20 protein-coding genes are annotated in these 19472 nt (G+C 46.8%); 6 read left to right on the forward strand and 14 right to left on the reverse strand.

Annotation, left to right across the window (positions count from 1 at the left end):
- Positions 1 to 168 precede the first annotated feature (168 nt).
- The 6 genes from TES5_RS00235 to murB form a co-directional block, all read right to left on the reverse strand.
- A complete protein-coding gene (locus TES5_RS00235) occupies positions 169 to 1239 on the reverse strand; it encodes an ABC transporter substrate-binding protein (protein WP_068558518.1) in 1071 nt (356 codons plus the stop codon).
- Complete coding sequence (locus TES5_RS00240; RefSeq protein ID WP_068558521.1) at positions 1236 to 2087, reverse strand: ABC transporter permease; 852 nt, start codon at positions 2085 to 2087, stop codon at positions 1236 to 1238. The genes TES5_RS00235 and TES5_RS00240 overlap by 4 nt, the downstream gene beginning before the upstream one ends.
- Positions 2084 to 2899: an ABC transporter permease gene (locus tag TES5_RS00245; protein WP_068558524.1), complete on the reverse strand. Its 816-nt coding sequence runs from the start codon at positions 2897 to 2899 to the stop codon at positions 2084 to 2086. Before TES5_RS00245 ends, TES5_RS00240 begins: the two co-directional genes overlap by 4 nt.
- A gap of 11 nt (positions 2900 to 2910) precedes the next feature.
- Complete coding sequence (locus TES5_RS00250) at positions 2911 to 3999, reverse strand: ABC transporter ATP-binding protein (RefSeq protein WP_068558528.1); 1089 nt, start codon at positions 3997 to 3999, stop codon at positions 2911 to 2913.
- Positions 4000 to 4202: 203 nt separating this feature from the next.
- Positions 4203 to 5906, reverse strand: coding sequence for an ABC transporter ATP-binding protein (locus tag TES5_RS00255; RefSeq protein ID WP_068558531.1), 1704 nt, complete (start codon positions 5904 to 5906; stop codon positions 4203 to 4205).
- A gap of 87 nt (positions 5907 to 5993) precedes the next feature.
- Entirely contained in the window at positions 5994 to 6908 is a 915-nt protein-coding gene (gene murB / locus TES5_RS00260; protein ID WP_068558532.1) for a UDP-N-acetylmuramate dehydrogenase, read from the reverse strand.
- A gap of 324 nt (positions 6909 to 7232) precedes the next feature.
- Here murB and TES5_RS00265 point away from each other — a divergent pair, with 324 nt between their 5' ends.
- The 3 genes from TES5_RS00265 to TES5_RS00275 are packed head-to-tail and all read left to right on the forward strand — an operon-like array spanning position 7233 to position 9086.
- Positions 7233 to 7481, forward strand: coding sequence for a hypothetical protein (locus TES5_RS00265; RefSeq protein WP_068558535.1), 249 nt, complete (start codon positions 7233 to 7235; stop codon positions 7479 to 7481).
- Between the two features lie 20 nt (positions 7482 to 7501).
- Positions 7502 to 8257 carry an exodeoxyribonuclease III gene (locus tag TES5_RS00270; protein WP_068559295.1) on the forward strand — a complete coding sequence of 252 codons (756 nt, stop codon included), beginning with the start codon at positions 7502 to 7504 and terminating at the stop codon, positions 8255 to 8257.
- A gap of 43 nt (positions 8258 to 8300) precedes the next feature.
- A complete protein-coding gene (locus TES5_RS00275) occupies positions 8301 to 9086 on the forward strand; it encodes an SDR family oxidoreductase (RefSeq protein ID WP_068558538.1) in 786 nt (261 codons plus the stop codon).
- A gap of 117 nt (positions 9087 to 9203) precedes the next feature.
- Here TES5_RS00275 and TES5_RS00280 read toward each other — a convergent pair whose 3' ends face one another.
- The 6 genes from TES5_RS00280 to pta form a co-directional block, all read right to left on the reverse strand.
- A complete protein-coding gene (locus TES5_RS00280) occupies positions 9204 to 9530 on the reverse strand; it encodes a dienelactone hydrolase family protein (RefSeq protein ID WP_198143270.1) in 327 nt (108 codons plus the stop codon).
- Positions 9531 to 9610: 80 nt separating this feature from the next.
- The gene (locus tag TES5_RS00285; RefSeq protein ID WP_068558545.1) at positions 9611 to 9802 is read right to left on the reverse strand and encodes a hypothetical protein; all 192 of its coding nucleotides are present in this window, start codon (positions 9800 to 9802) and stop codon (positions 9611 to 9613) included.
- A 158-nt stretch (positions 9803 to 9960) separates the two neighbouring features.
- On the reverse strand, positions 9961 to 10929 hold the full coding sequence (locus tag TES5_RS00290; RefSeq protein ID WP_198143271.1) for a metal ABC transporter substrate-binding protein: 969 nt from the start codon (positions 10927 to 10929) through the stop codon (positions 9961 to 9963).
- Positions 10930 to 11824: 895 nt separating this feature from the next.
- Entirely contained in the window at positions 11825 to 12355 is a 531-nt protein-coding gene (locus tag TES5_RS00295; protein WP_068558548.1) for a GNAT family N-acetyltransferase, read from the reverse strand.
- 1 nt (position 12356) lies between these two features.
- On the reverse strand, positions 12357 to 12839 hold the full coding sequence (gene tsaE / locus TES5_RS00300; RefSeq protein WP_068558558.1) for a tRNA (adenosine(37)-N6)-threonylcarbamoyltransferase complex ATPase subunit type 1 TsaE: 483 nt from the start codon (positions 12837 to 12839) through the stop codon (positions 12357 to 12359).
- 155 nt (positions 12840 to 12994) lie between these two features.
- Positions 12995 to 13969 carry a phosphate acetyltransferase gene (pta, locus tag TES5_RS00305; RefSeq protein ID WP_068558560.1) on the reverse strand — a complete coding sequence of 325 codons (975 nt, stop codon included), beginning with the start codon at positions 13967 to 13969 and terminating at the stop codon, positions 12995 to 12997.
- 224 nt (positions 13970 to 14193) lie between these two features.
- On the opposite strand from pta, the gene TES5_RS00310 reads away from it, so the two are divergent.
- Positions 14194 to 14676, forward strand: coding sequence for a glutathione peroxidase (locus tag TES5_RS00310; RefSeq protein ID WP_068558564.1), 483 nt, complete (start codon positions 14194 to 14196; stop codon positions 14674 to 14676).
- Between the two features lie 65 nt (positions 14677 to 14741).
- Here TES5_RS00310 and TES5_RS00315 read toward each other — a convergent pair whose 3' ends face one another.
- A complete protein-coding gene (locus tag TES5_RS00315; protein ID WP_068558567.1) occupies positions 14742 to 16241 on the reverse strand; it encodes a gluconokinase in 1500 nt (499 codons plus the stop codon).
- A 204-nt stretch (positions 16242 to 16445) separates the two neighbouring features.
- On the opposite strand from TES5_RS00315, the gene TES5_RS00320 reads away from it, so the two are divergent.
- A complete protein-coding gene (locus TES5_RS00320) occupies positions 16446 to 17222 on the forward strand; it encodes a histidinol-phosphatase HisJ family protein (protein ID WP_083546393.1) in 777 nt (258 codons plus the stop codon).
- A gap of 42 nt (positions 17223 to 17264) precedes the next feature.
- A complete protein-coding gene (locus TES5_RS00325; RefSeq protein ID WP_232309248.1) occupies positions 17265 to 18356 on the forward strand; it encodes a chromate transporter in 1092 nt (363 codons plus the stop codon).
- Between the two features lie 60 nt (positions 18357 to 18416).
- Here the strand turns inward: TES5_RS00325 and TES5_RS00330 are convergent, their stop codons facing one another.
- The gene (locus TES5_RS00330; protein WP_068558575.1) at positions 18417 to 19433 is read right to left on the reverse strand and encodes an ABC transporter ATP-binding protein; all 1017 of its coding nucleotides are present in this window, start codon (positions 19431 to 19433) and stop codon (positions 18417 to 18419) included.
- Positions 19434 to 19472: the final 39 nt, after the last annotated feature.

The raw sequence follows: 19472 nt of genomic DNA on the forward strand, positions 1-19472 counted from the left end.
GAAAATACCACGCTAATTTTGATGCAGCCCCTTTCATTTGGATTTGAATTTAAGCTCAAAAATACCCCGCCAAACCCATTTTTGGCGGGGTGAATCAGTTCAAGTCACAATCAAATACTCCGTCGTGAATTCATGTTATTTCCACTATTGTATACAAAAGTGTATGTATCATTTCCGAAACATTTTGACTTCCAGAAACAAATCGTTATACGTCCCTAGGGTTTTGGCTCCCAGATTTTCGTAGACTTCGAGTTTGTCCATGATTTCGTCGGACGGGTAGAATTGCTCGTCGCTGGTAATTTCGGGATCCATCAGCTCGATGGCATTTTGGTTCGGTGTGGCGTAGCCGACATATTCCGCGTTGATGGCCGCATTTTCAGGTTCCAGCATGAAATTGATGAAAGCGTACGCCCCTTCGATATTTTTGGCGGTCTTGGGGATGACGATGTTGTCGAACCAGAGATTGGAGCCTTCCTCAGGGATTACGTAATGAAGATTTTCATTTTCCCAAAGCATCTCGCTGGCCTCACCAGAGAAAGTCACGGCGATGGCCGCTTCCTCCTGGATCATATACATTTTTATTTCATCGGCAACGATCGCTTTGACATTCGGGGTGATACCTTTTAGTTTCTCAGCGATTTCTCCCAAAATGATCGGGTCTGTCTCGTTCAATGAGTAGCCTTCACTTTGGAGGCCCAGCCCCATCACTTCTCGCGCTCCATCGATCAAAAGCAGACTGTTCGCATAGCCCGGATCCCAAAGATCCGACCAGGTAGTGATTTCTTCCGTCACCATTTTGTCATTATAGATGATGCCCAAGGTTCCCCAGAAATAAGGGATGGAGTACTTATTGCCTTCATCGAACGGCAAATCCAGGAAACGCGGGTCAATGTTTTCCAGACCTTCGATCTTCGCGTGGTCCAGCGCAATCAGAAGGTCTTCTTCAGCCATCTTGTCGATCATGTACTCTGAAGGGATACTCAGATCGTAGGCCGTTCCACCTTGTTTTACTTTTGTGTACATCGCCTCGTTCGAATCGAACGTTTCATAAGAAACTTTATAACCTGTCTCCTCCTCGAATTTCGTGATCAGTTCCGGTTCGATATAATCACCCCAGTTGTAGATCGTCAGCGTATTCCCGTCCGAAAAGCCTTGCGCTCTGTTCAAAGCGTTTATCCCGAAAGCGATTGCCGCACAAGCAAACAAGATAACAGCCGCCATTCCCATTAATTTTTTCATCCTCTTTTCACCATCCGTTCCGAATCGGCGCTTTTTCCGATCGCCTTCATTTGCTGCGCATGCTTATTGTGCCCGTACTGTTGAATGAAATAGTAGCCCAGGACCAAAAGCAGCGTAAACAGGAACATCAGCGCACTGAGGGCATTGATTTCCAAGCTGACTCCACGGCGCGCCCGCGAATAGATTTCCACAGCTAAAGTGGTGAAGCCATTCCCCGTCACGAAAAAAGTCACCGCAAAATCATCCAAGGAATAGGTAAAGGCCATAAAGAAGCCACTCAGGATCCCCGGAGTGATACTAGGGATCAGGATTCTGCTGAAAACCTGACCGCTGCTGGCACCCAGATCCTGAGCCGCGCTGATCATCGAATCATTCATCTCATAAAGTTTCGGCAGTACCATCAGCACGACGATCGGGATCGAAAACGCGATATGCGAGAGCAGTACAGAAGAAAATCCCAACGAAAAGCCGAGCATCGTGAACAAGATCAGTAGGCTGGCACCGATGATGACGTCCGGAGAAACCATCAGCACGTTGTTCAGACTCAAGAGCGTATTCTTTATATTACGCTTTTTCGTGTAGTATATGAAGATTGCACCCATCGTACCGATTGCAGTCGCGATAAGGGCCGACAGCAAGGCCACTAAAAAGGTATTCAAAACGATGCCGATCAAACGCGTATCCTCAAATACGGCCTGGTAATGTTCCCAGGTGAAGCCCGTGAAATCGTTCATGGTCCCGCCGGCATTGAACGAATAAAAAATCAGATAAAAGATCGGCAGATACAGAATCGTAAAAACGAGTCCAAGAAAAGCATTGTTCCACTTCGTGTTGGCTGTTCCCTTCATTTAGATCCCCTGCCCTTCTTCTTTTTGTCGCTCGTCAGGGACATGATGGCGATCATGCTGATGATCAGGATGACGCCGATTGTGGAGCCCATCCCCCAGTTCTGGGTAACCAGGAAATGCTGTTCCACAGCTGTTCCCAGCGTAATTACCCTGTTTCCCCCGATCAGCCGCGTCAGCATGAACAACGACAGCGACGGAATGAAGACGGCCTGAAAGCCGCTGCGCACACCGCTCAGCGTCAACGGAAAGATGACGCGCGTCAAAGTCTGCATCCTTGTCGCACCCAAGTCTTCGCTGGCTACGATAAGTGACGGCTTCAGTTCTTCGATCGAATTGAAGATCGGCAGGATCATGAACGGCAGCTCGATATAAGCCGCCACAAAAATGAAACTGAAGTCTGTGAACAGGATCTGTTGCGGACTTATCCCCATGAAGCCAAGGAATTGATTGACCGTCCCGCTCTGACTGAACAAACCTATGAAGGCATAGGCCTTAAGCAGCAGATTGATCCAGGTAGGCAGAATGATCAGGGACAGCCAAAGTTGCTTGTGCTTCGTCCGACTCAGGAACAACGCGGTCGGATAACTGACCAGGAACGTAACGAGTGTGATGATAAACGCATAAAGGAACGAATTCAAGGTCATCCGCAGATAATTTCCCGAAGTGAAATAATTTGCGTAGTTGGAAAAAGTGAAGGCCCCGGTGATATCGAAAAAGGACTGGTACAGGATCAACAACATCGGTGAAATGACAAACAGCCCCAACCAAAGTACGTAAGGAACAGAATAGAACGCTCTAGAATTTTTCGTCATGTCTCTTCCCCCTACTCTTCATAGCTTTCGAGACGGGCATCGAACTCTTCTTCGGATTCGCCCAGTCGCATGACGTGGATGTCTTGTGGCCCGAAATGAAGCCCGACATCTTTGCCGATTTCTGCGCTCTTGGTGGAATGGATCATCCACTCGTTTCCATCCTTGTCATAACCGATAATCTCGTAGTGGACGCCGCGGAACAATTGTGTATCAATATTCACGACCAGTTTACCATTTTCGACAGTCGTCAGTTCCAGATCTTCCGGACGTATGACAATTTCGATTTTTTCGCCCGGCGTGATGCCGGCGTCGGAACATTCGAACTCTTTGCCCACGAAGCGGACTTTATAATCCTCAACCATCGTACCCGGAACGATATTGCTTTCCCCTATGAAATCTGCCACGAATCGGTCGATCGGCTCGTCGTAAATGTCGACAGGCGTTCCGCTCTGGACAATTGCGCCTTTGTTCATGACAAATATCCAATCGCTCATGGCCAACGCTTCTTCCTGATCATGCGTAACAAAAATAAAAGTGATGCCAAGACGCTGCTGCAATTCCCTCAGTTCGTACTGCATGTCCGTGCGCAGCTTCAAGTCCAACGCCGACAAGGGTTCATCCAGGAGCAACACATCCGGTTCGTTGACTATAGCTCTGGCGATTGCAACCCGCTGTTGTTGGCCACCCGACATTTCACTGATTTCACGATTTTCATAGCCTTCAAGTTGGACCATTTTCAATGCTTCTTTCACCTTTTGTATGATTTGGTCCTTAGGCATTTTCTTGATCGTCAATCCGAATGCAATGTTATCGAAAACATTCATGTGGGGAAACAAGGCATAGTCCTGGAAAACGGTATTGACTTTACGTCGGTTCGCTGGAATGTCATTTACGGTTTCGCCATTTATTTTTATGACGCCTTCGGTAGCATCCGCGAATCCGGCTATCAAACGCAGGATTGTTGTTTTTCCACAGCCGGAGGGGCCCAATAAGGTATAGAATTTGCCCTTTTCAAGTTCAAAGTTAATATCGTGCAACACAGTTTCATCATCGTACACTTTTTTTACATTCTCCAAAGTGATGATCGGTTTATCAGTCATTCTCTCACACCTTTTCCATTTAATTTAAGGAAGCTTAAAACGGCAGCCTTCCAGTGTCTTCTCGCACTTTCCAACGGCATTCAGTGCTTTCATGTTAACATATAACACTATCATTATATAAGAAGTAGGCTCATTTACAATGAAACCTGAACAAAAAACGCCAGAAATGATCATTCTGACGTTTGGGACTAATATGAATTTTATTAGAACAGACGCGCAGCCCGATCGTAGTAGACGAATTTTTCCGTAAAGGAGTAAGGATCCGTCATACCGATTTGATTCGCGAAGGTGAACAATGTGGTCTCTTTCAGTGAAGCTACTTGAATCAGCCTTGGATTGATGAGGACAAAAGCGGAACTCGTATCAGCCACAATTTTCCCTTTGGCCATAACGACCGCTCTGCGGGTGTATTCGAGCATCAGATGCATATCATGCGTTACAATGACGACGGTCACGCCGTTCTGGTGGATCTGTTGGAGGAAGTGCATGATGTCTTTATAGTGACTGAAATCTTGTCCGGCGGTCGGCTCATCCAGGATGATCAGCTCAGGGTCAAGCGCCAATACGGCTGCAATCGACACCCGTTTCAGTTGGCCGAAACTCAGCATGGATAACGGTAAGTCTTTTATGTATTGCAATCCGCAGACTTTCGCAACTTCATCAACTTTCTTTTCGATCGCTTCCTCGTCCATGTTGCGCTGTCTCAGTTTTAAGGCAATTTCTGCATATACGGTTTCCTGTGACAAACTGTCTTTCGGATTCTGCGGGACATAACCTACGTAATTTTCAGCCTCATCCGCATCAATGTCGCTGATTTCATGGCCTTTCCAATAGATCCGGCCACTTTGTGGTTTTTCTTCTCCGGTCATCAAACGGGAAAGCGTCGATTTTCCGGCGCCGTTCGCACCGACAAGGCTGAGCATTTCCCCTTTGTAAATTCGGAGGAAGGCTCCATCGACGATGTCCTCGTCATTCCAAGGATATTTGAACGATAAACCATCCAGTTCCAAAAGCACTTCATCATAGTCGGCATAACGGAATTGCGGCAAATAATTCAGCCAACTCTCCATCTGTTCCTTTAATTGCGGTCCGTTCACTTTCTTTACATTCGCCAGCTCCCTGACATTGTCCAGATCGACTCCGGCATAGCGCATCGCCGTGATGTACAGCGGCTCCCTGATGCCGATATCGCTCAAAATTTCGGTACGGAGTATCTCTTCCGGCGTTGCGTCAGCGATGATCCGTCCACCGGAAAACAACAGGATGCGGTCGATTGGTTGTGCCAAAACATCTTCAAGCCTATGTTCGATGATCAGGACCGTCGTATCGCTGACGCGATGCAGATCGTCGATGAATTTCATGGCCAAATCCCCGGAACTCGGGTCCAGATTCGCTAATGGCTCATCAAATAAAATCAATGGTTTGCCATCCAAGGAGATACCCGCCATTGTGATGTCACCCAATTGCTGTTCCGACAATTTCATGAAACTGCGCTTCAGATAAGGCCGTTTCTGCAAAAATTCGTGCCAATTCTCCAGTTTTTTCAAATCTTCAGCGGAACGGAATGGAATTTGTTGTTTCACTCCAAATTTTCCCATCTGATCTGCGTGGGGAATCATGCTATTCTTTATCAGCTTCATTTCATTCGGAAGAAAATCTTCAAAAGGGGCTACTGTTTGGTCAACCTGATGGTGAAAGAGGATATTTCCACTCACATCGCCGTTCTCTTCACTCGGCAATACGCCTGTAAGGCAGCGGGCAAAGGTCGTTTTCCCCGATCCGCTAGGGCCGAGCACAAGTATTTTTTCCCCTTCGTAGATAGTGACATTCAGTTCTTCCAAAGTCGGTTCGTTTTGATCTGAATAAGTGAAACTAAAGTTCTGAAAAGATATCAGTGGTCTTCGCATGGCTATCCTCCTTCATTAGTATATTCAAAAAATAATTAAGTGCTATCCAAAAAAGAGCTGAATGTTCACACCCAGCCTTCTTTTAACCTATACGCTTCCCACTTTATCTTCTCCGATGATCCGGACTTCCGTTTCCAATGGCACGCCATAATGCTCCATTATGACTTTTTTGATATGCGCTATCAGTTCAATGTAGTCGGTTGCTGTAGCTTGATTGATGTTCACGATGAAACCTGCATGCTTCATCGAAACCTGCGCCCCGCCCCACGTCAATCCCTGAAGACCCGCTTCTTGAATCAATTTACCTGTGAAATATCCGGTTGGCCGTTTGAAGACACTCCCACATGAGGGATATTCCAACGGCTGCTTCGACTCGCGCAAGGCAGTCAATTCATCCATTCGGGCTTTGATCGCTTCGTGCTTGCCTTTTTCCAGATCGAAGACAACTTCGAGAACGATTTCGTTCGTTTCCTGAAGTTTACTATGGCGATAGGAAAACTCAAGTTCATCCTTCGAGTAGGTTTTTATTTTGCCTTCGCGGGTGGTCACCACGACGGATTCGATGACTTCTTCAACTTCACCATCGTATGCTCCAGCATTCATATAGACCGCTCCGCCGACGCTACCAGGAATGCCGCATGCGAATTCCAAGCCGCTCAACCGCTCCGCTAAAGCCATTCGGGAAGCATCGATCAAACGTGCGCCGCTCTGGACAGTCAACCGATGGCGTTTCACTTCCATGTGGTCCATTTCCGTCAGGATCATAACGATACCGCGGACGCCGCCATCCTTGATGATGACATTACTGGAGTTGCCCAATACCGTCAAAGGAACTTGTTTCTCGTTCACCCAAGAGACAACAGCCGCAACCTCATCTTTGGACTTTGGAAAGACAAGCACATCTGCTGGGCCGCCTGTTTTTGTATATGTATAGTGTGACAATTTTTCATTCTCTTTAACGATCATTTCAGGAAACTGTTGTTTTATTTCCTTTCCCAACATTCATTTCACCCACTAAATTTATTTATGTAGTCCATTTTAACATCACTTGATACCGATTTGTATCAAATTAGTAAGCGGCAGCAATTAATTATAGGCTTTTAACCTTTAATTAACCTAATTTTAATAAAAATCAATTATGCACCTATTCATGCTATTCTAACACAAGTTTATGAAATAATTTACAATTTAATCAATTTGAAACAGCATTGTTAGATAACGGGAATCCATTTTCGTCTTTGAACGTTTCTTTCAGCCCTCTTCTTTGCGATTAGAACGTGCAGGTATGGTAAAATAGGATAGATAATAGATAAAGGAGGCTGCTCTATGCAACCGAAACAAATCAGAAACGGGATCACTTTTACACTCTTGTCGATCCTATATCCGCTTTACCTTTTTACCACCAAAGATCCTGATTCAGTATCCACTACATCATTAGTGTTGGCGCTGTTTTTGCCGCTAGTTGGAACGATTTTTGCGCTGAACATCCCGGAACCGAAAATGAAATGGTCTTTGGCTGTCCTCAACCTGATCATTTTCATCCTGTTCCTTTATTATACGTTTGCGTTACGTTAAGGCAGGTGGACAAAATGGAACTGAAATTTGTCTCATGGAACGTCAATGGCTTGCGGGCAATCGTAAACAAGAACTTTGCGGATATTTTTTCGGACTTCGATGCTGATTTCTTCTGTCTGCAGGAAACAAAACTGCAGGAAGGACAGATCGAGCTAGCATTTCCCGGATATGAATCCTACTGGAATTATGCCGATCGCAAAGGCTATTCAGGAACCGCGATATACACGAAACACACCCCGCTCTCTGTCCGATTAGGCATCAGCGTTGCCGAACATGATTCGGAAGGACGCGTCATCACCTTGGAGTATGGCGATTTCTTCCTGGTCAACGTCTACACCCCGAATTCACAGGAGCAGCTGAAGCGGTTGGACTACCGGATGCATTGGGAAACGGCCTTTCTGGCTTATCTGAAGGGCCTAGAGACAGAAAAACCGGTCATTGTCTGCGGTGACCTCAACGTTGCCCACGAAAACATCGATCTGAAGAATTGGAAAACGAACCGCAAAAACGCGGGCTTTTCGGACGAGGAACGCGCCAAGTTCAGCGATGTGGTCGCGAACGGATTCATCGATACTTTCCGCTACTTCCATCCGGATGCGGAAGGCAGATATTCCTGGTGGAGTTACCGCTTCAACGCCCGCAAAAACAATGCAGGTTGGCGGATCGACTACTTCCTGGTATCGGAAGCTTTGAAGGATGCTCTGGTCGACGCGGATATCCATGAAAATATCTTCGGAAGCGACCATTGCCCGGTATCGCTGAAGCTTTCGCTGTAGCAACGAAATATCAGAAGCATCAATCAGTCGGGAGGAATGGAATATGGATTTTCAAAATCGTGTAGTCGTGGTGACCGGCGGAGCAAACGGCATCGGCCGAGCCACGGTGGAATCATTTTTGGCTGCGGGTGCCGCTGTCGCATTCGTGGACACGGATAAGGAAGCCGGCCAAAAGATCGTTTCCCGTTTCGCAACGAACGATGTCTATTTCCATCACGGAGACATCGCGGAGGAGGCTGCCCTTCACGCTTTTGCGGAAGCCGTCAAGCAACGCTTCGGCAAAGTCGATTATCTGGTGAACAACGCCTGCATCAGCAAAAAAGGAATCCTGTCGGCGTGTTCCTTTCAGGACTTCAATTATGTCCTGGCTTTGGGCGTCACAGCTCCGTACCTGTTAACGAGCTTGTTTTTGCCGGTGTTCACAGCTGGCGCCTCGGTCGTGAACATCGCATCAAGCCGCGGTTTCATGTCGCAAAAGGACACCGAAAGTTACTCGGCGGCTAAAGGCGGCATCCTCGCGTTGACGCACGCCCTCAGTATCTCATTGGCCGGGAAAGCCCGGGTCAATTCCATCAGCCCAGGTTGGATCGACACGGGTTCCTTCCATAAAGAGGAAGACTATCAACCGGACTATGAAGCCGCGGATCTCCTGCAGCATCCCGTCGGCCGTGTCGGTGTGCCGGATGATATCGTACAGATGATCCGTTTCCTCTGCAGCGACGCAGCCGGCTTCATCACCGGGCAGAATTTCACTGTCGATGGCGGGATGTCCAAGCTCATGATCTACCACAACGACCATGGCTGGACCTATAATCCCGAAGCCGAATGATCGGCCGTGTTGGGTGAACGCGCATGCTGAACTACCCACAAAAATAAGCAGGACGACCTTCATATGAAAGGTATCCTGCTTATTTTTGTTATCCGGCCCGAATCAATTCGGTCGGCCTTATTTTCCCGGAAATTGCTTCACGAACCATTGTGCAGCCAACTCGGCAACCTGTTCCAGTGTCCCGGCTTCTTCGAACAGGTGGGTGGCTCCCGGAATAAGGGTCATTTCTTTTTCGCAGTTCAGTAATGCGTGGGCCTGCTCATTCAGCTCGATTACGCCGTCATCATAGCCACCCACCAACAACAACGTCGGGGCTGTGACTTTGGCCAAATATGCTTTCGCCAAATCAGGACGTCCGCCTCGCGAAACAACGGCCTTGATTTCATCGCCTAACGCAGCTGTCGATTGCAGAGCAGCTACCGCTACCGTGGGCAAAAATGACAAGGCCTTTCGGGTCTCTGTGCAGGACCAAATCACCCATCAAGGTGACGCCCGCACCGGTTATCCTGACTGCCGTTTCTGGATCACTCATCTGCCTTCTCCTCCTTCACATGCATACTTCGGAGTAAGGCGACGACCTCATTGTCGTCAAGCTGATCGAAGCGGACATAGTAGGCCCCCTCGAGGCAAAGCAAATACGACGATATCTTCTCCGCGGTACTTCCCAAAGCTTCCGCCAGCAGCATGCCGGCCTCTTTGCGATCGTTAAAAAGCATAACGTTCCCTCCTTGTCCGACAATATCTTCCCATTGACTGAAACAAGTGCATGTTGTTCGACTGTTTTCCGATTTTCACTGCAATTTTTTTCTGCAGTCTTTTCTCAACCAAATCATAGCACGCAAAGGTCCCAAGGAGGAGCAATAACACTTCTGGATCAGTTGATACTTTTCTTCAATGCCTCAAGATTATCCAGCATGACCGAAATATAATCCGAACCCTTTTTCTGGTCCTCTTCGGTGATCCCTTCGAGAGGACTCAATACCGCCAGTTCGACGCCGACCTCTTCCGCAAGCGTTTCCGCGGTCTGTGAAGAAGCATTGTTCTCAAAATAAATATGCGAAATATTGTTGGCTTTCACGTAATCGGAAAGTGTGGCCAAAGCTGCCGCGCTCGGTTCAACCTCGGCATTCAGACCCGTTACGGAAATCTGATTAAGATCATAGCGGGCCGCCAAATAAGCGAAAGCCGCATGCTGCGTCACGAAAGTACGGTTTTCTGTTCCTTCAAATGCAGCTCGGTAGGCTTCATCCAATTCATTCAGTTTCCCGTTATAAATTCCGGCATTTTCCAGATAATCCTCAGCATTGTCTGGATCCGCTTCAGCTAATCCTTCCGCAATCGTCGATACCTCTGTCTGCGCAAGCACAGGGTCCAACCAAACATGCGGATCGACAGTATGCGAATGACCAGCATTCGCCCCTTCCTCCTCAGACTCATGATCGTGCGCGTGAGCCTCGCCTTCATACTCCAACAGCGTGATTGCGTCGCTCGCACAAATGACCACCATATCCGAAGTATCGATGGACGCCAGCACATCCGGCACCCATGTCTCCATCTCGGGACTGTTGTAGATGAAAACATCGGCATCTTGGATTTCGGCGATCATCTGGCTCGAAGGTTCAAAGGAATGCACCTCCATTCCGGCTTCCAAAAGCATGCTCACCTCGGCATCGTCCTGCGCAACCTGTTTCGTAAAATCGTACATCGGATAAAAGGTCGTGACAACCTGCAGCTTGTCCGACTCCGTATTTTCTGTTGTGCTCCCGGCTGCTCCGCAACCAGCCAATAGTGCAGTTGCCCCTACTAGCGACAAAGCCCACTTCATGCTCTTTTTTTGTTTCATTTTGCTCTTCCTCCGTCTTCTCTTTATGGACTATCCAAAATCGGATAATGATTCTCACTCACTAAATCGTAACGATTACGTTTTAAAGGATAACTGAAAGATTATGCAGATGCAAGCATTTTGTATCAAATAATTTATTCCTTCATATGTATAAATTTTTATACTTATCGAAAGCAACCCACTCCTGTCCCTACTACAACGCAAAAAAAGGAAGTGCTCCAACTTTCGGAACACTTCCTCCTAAATCAGTAGTCTCATCCTCGCTTCATTGATTATTCAATCTTAATGATCTACGAACTTTTCAATACTGGTTACGCTTGGTTTTCAGGCAAGTCATCTAAGCTTTCGCTTCCAGTTGCTTGAATGAAATCTACTGTTTATTGATCTTAGAATGAATCAAGTTTTCATGGCTTAGAAAATTATCTAGGACACAAATTCCGAAGCATCTAAGATTTTGCATTAACAGCTTGACTGAAAAGCTGTTAACCGGAAAATCTTTTTGAAGGATTTCCCTGAAAGAGTGGCATACTCTTTTTTGTTTCTTAGTCTTACTTAGTATGTCTCTCTTTGTATAGTTATAATAACATGTAAGCGTTATCAAGTCAAGCAGAAAATGACGATTTAAATAAGAAAAGCTGAACGGGTTCGTTCAGCCCTGAAAGAAATTTAGGAAATCTGTCCGACTGAGCATCGAAGAGCGCAATAGGACAGATTTATCTAATTTCCGAAGGGCTAACCCGTGAAGCTGGACATCATTTTAGATGCATGAAACATTTTGCAAACTTGTGAAACACCTACGGTGATGCACTTTTGAGTTAAAAAAATTTTATATATTCCTATCCGATAAAAAAATTTCCAAAATTTTTCACCTAAACCGTCACGCTGCTTTTGTATATCAATCGATCATCAGACTCATCATGACGCCATCGATAAATTCCCCGTCAATCAACATGGCACGCGGCATCACCGCTTCTCGTTGGTACCCCATTTTTTCATAAAGATGGATGGCGCGTTCGTTTTCGCCATGGACTGTCAGCTCCAAGCGGCGGATCACGCCGCTCTCGATTGCCCAAGTCTCGATTTCTTCCATAAGGACCGATCCGATTCCGAATCCCCAATACTCCTTCTCGACCGTAATGCCGACTTCACCGACATGTCTAAGTTTGGGTTTATCCGTTGCCCCGACAGACGCCAAACCAATCAATTGCTTGTTATTTATCGTCGCGATCAGCATGACATTGTTGTCTTTCTCCATCAAGTCTTCCAGATAAAGTTCCTCGAAAGCTTCGGACAATTCCAACCCTTCAGCTCCATATGCCAAATACGGTGTCTCAGCGCCAGTCTTTTTGCTGAAAGCGATGATGTCTTTTGCATCGGCCGGAATGGCTTCCCGGATCATGATTTCGACTTTTTCTCTCTTGCGCATATTATTGTCCTTCTTTCTTGAGTATTCCCTGTAGTGTTTCGACCATAGCATCATAGCGTTCGCCGGTCGGGATAAATGTGACTTCCCGGTTTTCATAAAATTCCCCGGTAGGGACCAATTGGATCGTCAAATATGCATCCGGCAATTCCTCTTCGATGAAGGTAGCCCATTCAATCACCGAAACCCCATTCCCATACAGATATTCCTCCAAGCCCATATCATCGCCTCCGACATCCTCCAGACGATAAACATCCATATGGTACAGCGGCAACCTGCCTTTCGTGTACTCTCTGATCAAAGTATACGTGGGGCTCTTTATGACAGTATCAATACCTAAGCCCTTCGCCAACCCTTTTGTAAAGGTTGTTTTCCCGGCACCTAGATCTCCCTCAAGGAGTATGACGTCTTTCGGTTCCAATAATTGCGCCAATTGCGCAGCTATCCACTTTGTTTCTTCTTCATTCTTTGCTGTTAAGGTGAACATTCTGTTTCTGCCCCCATCTTCACCAATTTATTTTGTTCCATTCCTTATTATAGAAATATTCACTCCGGAATGCACCTTTTTTCTGAGCATAGTCCAATTTGGCTTGCAACAAAAAAATGGAAAGCCGGATTTGATCCATGCTTTCCATTCTCTTATTAATCAAGTAATGTTTGGTTTGCTGTGATGATGGCTGTTTTATAGACATCTTCTTCGTTACATCCGCGCGACAAATCGGAGATCGGTTTGTTCAAACCTTGCAGGATTGGGCCTACTGCTTCGAAACCACCGAAACGTTGTGCAATTTTGTAGCCGATATTTCCTGATTGGATTTCAGGGAATATAAAGACTTTGGCTTGACCGGCTACAGTTGAGCCAGGTGCTTTTTGTTTAGCGACTACTTCAGAGAAAGCTGCATCGAATTGCAGTTCACCGTCAATGTTGTATTGAGGAGCCAATTCTTTTGCGATTCTTGTAGCTTCCACGACTTTGTCAACTTCTGGTGATGCCGCTGAACCTTTTGTTGAGAAGCTCATCAAAGCAACATTTGGTTGGATTTCGAACATTTCAGCTGTCTTAGCACTTTCAACAGCGATTTCAGCCAATTCTTGAGCGCCAGGATTGATGTTGATTGCACAGTCAGCGAAAAGGAATCTTTCAGTACCACGGATCATGATGAAAGCACCACTTGTGCGGCTTACGCCTGGTTTTGTTTTGATGATTTGAAGTGCTGGACGGACAGTATCACCTGTAGAGTGAACGGCACCGCTCACTAAGCCATCTGCCAAACCCATGTGTACTAGCATTGTTCCGAAATAATTCTCATCCAACAATAATTTTTTTGCTTGTTCTACAGTGACTTTTCCGTTACGGCGAGCGACAAATGACGCAACCATTTCATCGAGTTCAGCATAATCAGTTGGATCGATGATTTGGATACCATTTAGTCTGAATCCGCGGCCTTTTGCAGCTTCTTTAACTGCATCCACATTTCCGATAACGATTGGTTCCACTAAGTCTTCCGCTTTAAGACGTACGACTGCACCTAAGATTCTTGGTTCTAAGCCTTCCGGGAAAACGATTTTTATTTTTTTTCCTACGATTTTTTGGCTTAAGCCTTCAAACATGTCCAAAAAAAATCCCTCCAGATTCGATTTATAATACTCAACTATCATACAGCAAATACGAAAAAAAAAACAGACATTTATGGAATTTACTGTTACAATTTCATCATTTCTCATGAAACTGTCATATCTCCTTCACTTTTTTGCGGGTCTTATCTTTTGCAATCCTTTACATTGTTGTTTATACTATGTTTTAGCATTTAAAAGTAGCATAATAAAAGGAGTCCTTCAATATGTCCATTTATGAATATTCAGCAACTAAAACAGATCAGTCATCTGTATCATTGGAACAGTATAAAGGAAAAGTCATCTGCATCGTCAACACAGCTTCAAAGTGCGGTTTGGTGGGGCAATTGGATGAACTGGAGGAGCTTTACGAAAAATACAAAGACAAGGATTTCATCATTTTGGGATTTCCATCGAATCAGTTCAATAACCAAGAACCTTTGAATGGAGTCGAAGCTGCTGAATTCTGCCGACTCAATTATGGCGTCACTTTTCCGATTTTCGATAAAATCGAAGTGAACGGTGAGAATGCAGATCCTCTTTACAAATATCTGGTCGAACAGACCGGAGGCGGTGCGATCAAGTGGAATTTCACGAAATTTCTCATCGGCCGCGACGGCGAAATCATCAAGCGTTTTGCCCCGATCACGGCACCGAAGAAAATGACGAAGCTGATCGAAAGCGCACTGGAACAACCAAACCCTCTTTGAGTGCACAAAAAGGCAAGGCCACTGAGTTTCACTCAGTGGCCTTGCCTTTGTTTATTGGTTCTATTTCATTGTTCTGTATAAAATTCCTGCAAGAGCCTGCTCATCTGCTGGTAACGCGGGAACATCGCCGCATAGACGGACTTGCTGTCTTCGTTCGGTTGATGTTCGATTGAAGCACCCATCAACTTTTCTGCGTCATCCACGGATTCCACCAAGCCCAAGCTCTTCAGCGTGATCAAAGCGGCACCCGTACAGGAACTTTCAAAAGTTTCCGGGAATTCGATCGGCATACCGATGATATCCGTCAAGATTTGGCGCCAAGCCAGCGAGCGCGAAAAGCCCCCGCTGGCCATAATTTTTGTTGGTTCGCCGTTCATAGAGATGACCGTTGCCAGCACATCCTTCAGATTCAGGCAGATCCCCTCCAAAACGGAGCGCAAAAAATGTTCTTTCGTATGCAGCATGTTGATGCCGCTGAAATTCCCTCTGGCATCCGCATTCCACAAAGGCGCCCGTTCTCCGTTCAGATAGGGATGAAAAACCAACCCATCAGCGCCAGGTGCGACGTTCGCAATCATCTCCATCGCTTTGTCGTAGAGATCCTCATCAGCAACATTGGCCGGCAAAAATTGTTTGATGGCCCAATCAAAGATGTTTCCGCCATTGTTGACGGCGCCGCCGTTCACATAATGGTTTTCATCCAGGATATAACTGAATGTACGTCCTTCCGGGCTTACATAAGGTTTTTCACTCGTCATCCGGACCGCACCACTCGTACCGATCGTGATGGTTGCCGTACCGGCGCGAATCGCTCCCATACCCAAGTTGGCTAAGCAGCCGTCATTCCCTCCAACTATGAAGGGCGTATCCGCAGCCAGCCCCAGCAACTCAGCCACTTCCTCCGAGAGGCCGCTCAGTTGTTTACCAGGATTTACCGGCAACGGCAGCATTTGACTCGTGATGCCACAGAATTCCAGAATTTCCTCATCCCAGCGGAATTCCCGGATATTGAACAATCCGGTAGCCGAGGCAACGGAATAGTCCACGACGAATTCACCGAACAGCCGCCAGAGAATGTATTCCTTGATGCCGATGAACCAACGCGCTGCTTGGAACACTTCGGGCTTTTCTGCTTTCAGCCAAAGAATCTTGCTTATCGGGGACATCGGATGCAGCGGTGTGCCTGTTTTTTCGTAAAAACGCTGGCCCATTCCGGAATGCTTCAGCATGCTTGCGTATTTTTTTGAACGATTATCGGCCCAGGTGATGCTCCGAGTCAACGGCGTTCCTTCCGCGTCCATGAGGATCAAGCTGTGCATGGCGCTCGAAAAGCCGATCCCGGCAATATCCGTCGGGCCCAGTTCAGCTTTCTGTATGACTGCTTTTATTGTTTTCAATACGGCTGAAAAGATCTCATCCAAGTCTTGTTCCGCCATTTCGGGATTCTCTTTAATTAATGGATAATGTGCGTACGCTGATTCATAAGCTGAGCCGTCCGTTTCGTACAGTACGGCTTTTGTGCTTGTGGTACCGACATCCACTCCCATGACATATCGTGCTGCCAAATAAAAAACCACCAATCCAAAAAATTTATCTTATTTTTCCACGACCTTAATCATTATAGCAAAATTCCACAAGCATTGGCGCAAATTTTTTGATAATGTTTAATATTCTGGCTTCGATGGTTTACATTTTCTTAACGGAATCTTTTCTGGAAATCCATCGCTGTCTGCTATACTGGTGACATCCATGCACAAGGAGGAATGATTTTGGGTTACTACGATCAACATATGCATACGCATTTTTCGCCCGATTCTGCGGAATCATTTGAAAATTATCTCGAGCAAACAGACGGACTGCTCGTCACAACGGAGCACCTGGATTTCCACGATGCCTACAACGGCGGTGTGGATACCGTCTTGGATTATGCTGCCTACAGGGATAAAATAGACGCACTGAACACAATCCACGATGGACGCATCCGCTGTGGCATCGAAGTCGGCTATACGCCTGAGTCCCACGCGCAAATTACAGCTTATCTGGAAGGCAAAGCCTTTGATGTCATCCTGCTGAGTGTTCACCAAAACGGGCGCTATGATTACTTGCAGCCAATCATCGATGAGATGGACCCCAAAGCGGTCATGAAGGAATATTTCGAGCTCTGTACGCAAGCTGTCCGGCAAGTCGATGGCGCAAATGTTTTCGCGCACTTTGATTACGGAATCCGTCGCTTGCCCGTCACGGTAGACGATCTTCGGGAATTCGAGCCTTTGCTGAAGGGGCTGCTCAATGCAATCATGGCGAAAGAAATGGCGCTTGAATTGAACACGCGCAGCATGTATGAATACAACAATGCAGACTTGTACCGCTATATGATCGGTCTTTATCTGGAAATGGGCGGATCCCGCTTCAGTCTCGGTTCAGATGCGCACAGCATCCAAAAGTACCGTTACCATTTCGACGATGCCATCGCCTTGTTGCACGAGTTGAGCGTGACCGAATTGACCCTTTTCAAAAATAAGATGGCATATACCGAAAAAATCTGATCCGCTTTAGAGCAGAATTTTTTTATTCAATGGAGGGATTCCGTGACTTATTCTAAAGAAATCTACAAGGAAATCTGCCTTGTTTTTGCCAAGCTGGGGCTGTTTGCCTTCGGAGGCCCGGCCGCGCACATCGCCATGATGGAGGACGAATTGGTGACGAAGCGCAAATGGCTCACCAAATCGGATTTCATGGATCTACTCGGATTCACGAATCTGATCCCCGGTCCAAATTCAACGGAGTTGGCTATTGCTTTGGGCTATAAACGTGGTGGAAAGCTTGGGCTTTTCTTGGCGGGCATCTGCTTCATCTTCCCTGCCATGGCGATTGTGTTACTGCTGGCCATGTTCTATAAAGCGTACGGCGAAGTGCCGCTCATCGAAGCGATTTTCACCGGCATCAAACCGGTCATCCTTGCAGTCATCATCCAGGCCCTTTTCCGTCTGGGGCAGACGACCATCAAGGACACCAAATCGCTGCTTTTGTTCTTGGCGGCCTATCTGCTGTCGCTGATGGGCGTCGGCGAAATCACGATCCTGATCCTGACCGGATTAACGATGCTGCTGATTCAACAGTCAGCCAAATGGCGGTCGCGTCATCTGGCGATCGAACCTATGTCGCTGACGCTGTTATTCCTGACTTTCTTGAAGATCGGCTCGGTCCTTTACGGGAGCGGTTATGTTCTGTTGGCTTTTCTGCAGGCTGAATTCATCGACCGCTATGCGGCGCTGACCAGCACCCAGTTGCTGGATGCTGTCGCAATCGGCCAGTTCACGCCTGGCCCGGTCTTCACGACGGCAACTTTCGTGGGCTATCTGATCCAAGGAGTCCCGGGTGCCGTATTGGCGACTGTCGGCATCTTCTTGCCTTCCTTCCTGCTGATTCTTTTGTTGCACCCGTTGTTCAACAAACTGCGTTCATCCAAAATCTTCGCCGGTATTTTGGACGGAATCACGGTTGCTTCGCTGGCGTTGATGGCAGCTGTATCCTGGCAATTGGGGACAGCAACCTTCGTTTCGTGGTTCAGCGTCCTCATCTTCGCATTCAGTTTCATCGGCCTTATCAGATTCAAAGTGAACTCCTCCTATCTGATCATCATGGGCGGATTCATCGGTTGGCTAGTTACAATGTTATGAATGCAGAACCCACACAAAAAGACCCTCTCCACTGCCTTTTCGGCTGTGGGGAGGGTCTTTTCAAAATTCCAGAATATTTCGCTTCTCTACTTTCAGAAAGACTTGCTCGCCTTTATCAAGCAGATTGAAGGTACGGTACAGATGATCCGCGCGCAAAGCGACACCTTGATCCGTTTCGATCACATAGGACAGGATATTCCCGCTGATCGTTTCATCGATGACTTTCCCTTTGAAATACATGTGTTCATCCGTCTCAGGCTGAGGCTCTTTGAAATACTCGATGGCCTCCGGACGGATGGCGATTTGACTTGCCTGCGTTTTTCGCTGGGTCAATTTCTCAAAATCCGTGTTGTCCAAGAGATTGTAATTGCCGATGAACGAAGCCACGAAATGCGTTTTAGGATGCGTATATATTTCGGTTGGTGTACCCGACTGCTCGATTTTTCCGGAAGCCATGACATGAATCACATCCGACATCAGCATCGCTTCATCCTGATCATGCGTCACAAAAATCGTCGTGATATGCAAAGCCTTCTGGATACGGCGGATCTGCTTTTGGAGATTCTTCCGCAACAAGGCATCAATAGCAGACAGAGGCTCATCCAACAACAACACTTTTGGCTCGGTCACGATGGCGCGTGCCAGGGCAACCCGTTGTTTTTGCCCGCCGGACAATTGCGCAGGATAATGGTTCTCTTTCCCCGATAGGTCAACGAGCTCGATGATGCTGGCAACTTTTTCTTTGATCAGATTCGGATTCATTTTCTGCATCTTCAAGCCGAATGCGATGTTCTCCGCTACATTCATATTGGGGAACAACGAGTATTGTTGAAAAACCATCCCTATGTTCCGTTTTCCCGGCGGCAAATCCGTCACATCCTGGCCGTTTATGTGAATGCTTCCCCCGTCAATGCTTTCAAAACCGGCAAGCGAACGCAACAAAGTTGATTTTCCGCAACCGGATGGGCCCAACAACGTGACCAAGTCGCCTTCATTCACCTGCAGATTAAGATCTTTCAACACTAAATTTTCACCGTCGTATGATTTTCTGATGTTTCTGAATTCTATGTATGCCATTGTGTCTCCTCTATACTTTATGAAAAATGTGAATCACTT

It is taken from the genome of Trichococcus sp. ES5, assembly GCF_900067165.1.
Classification (GTDB): Bacteria; Bacillota; Bacilli; order Lactobacillales; family Aerococcaceae; genus Trichococcus; species Trichococcus flocculiformis.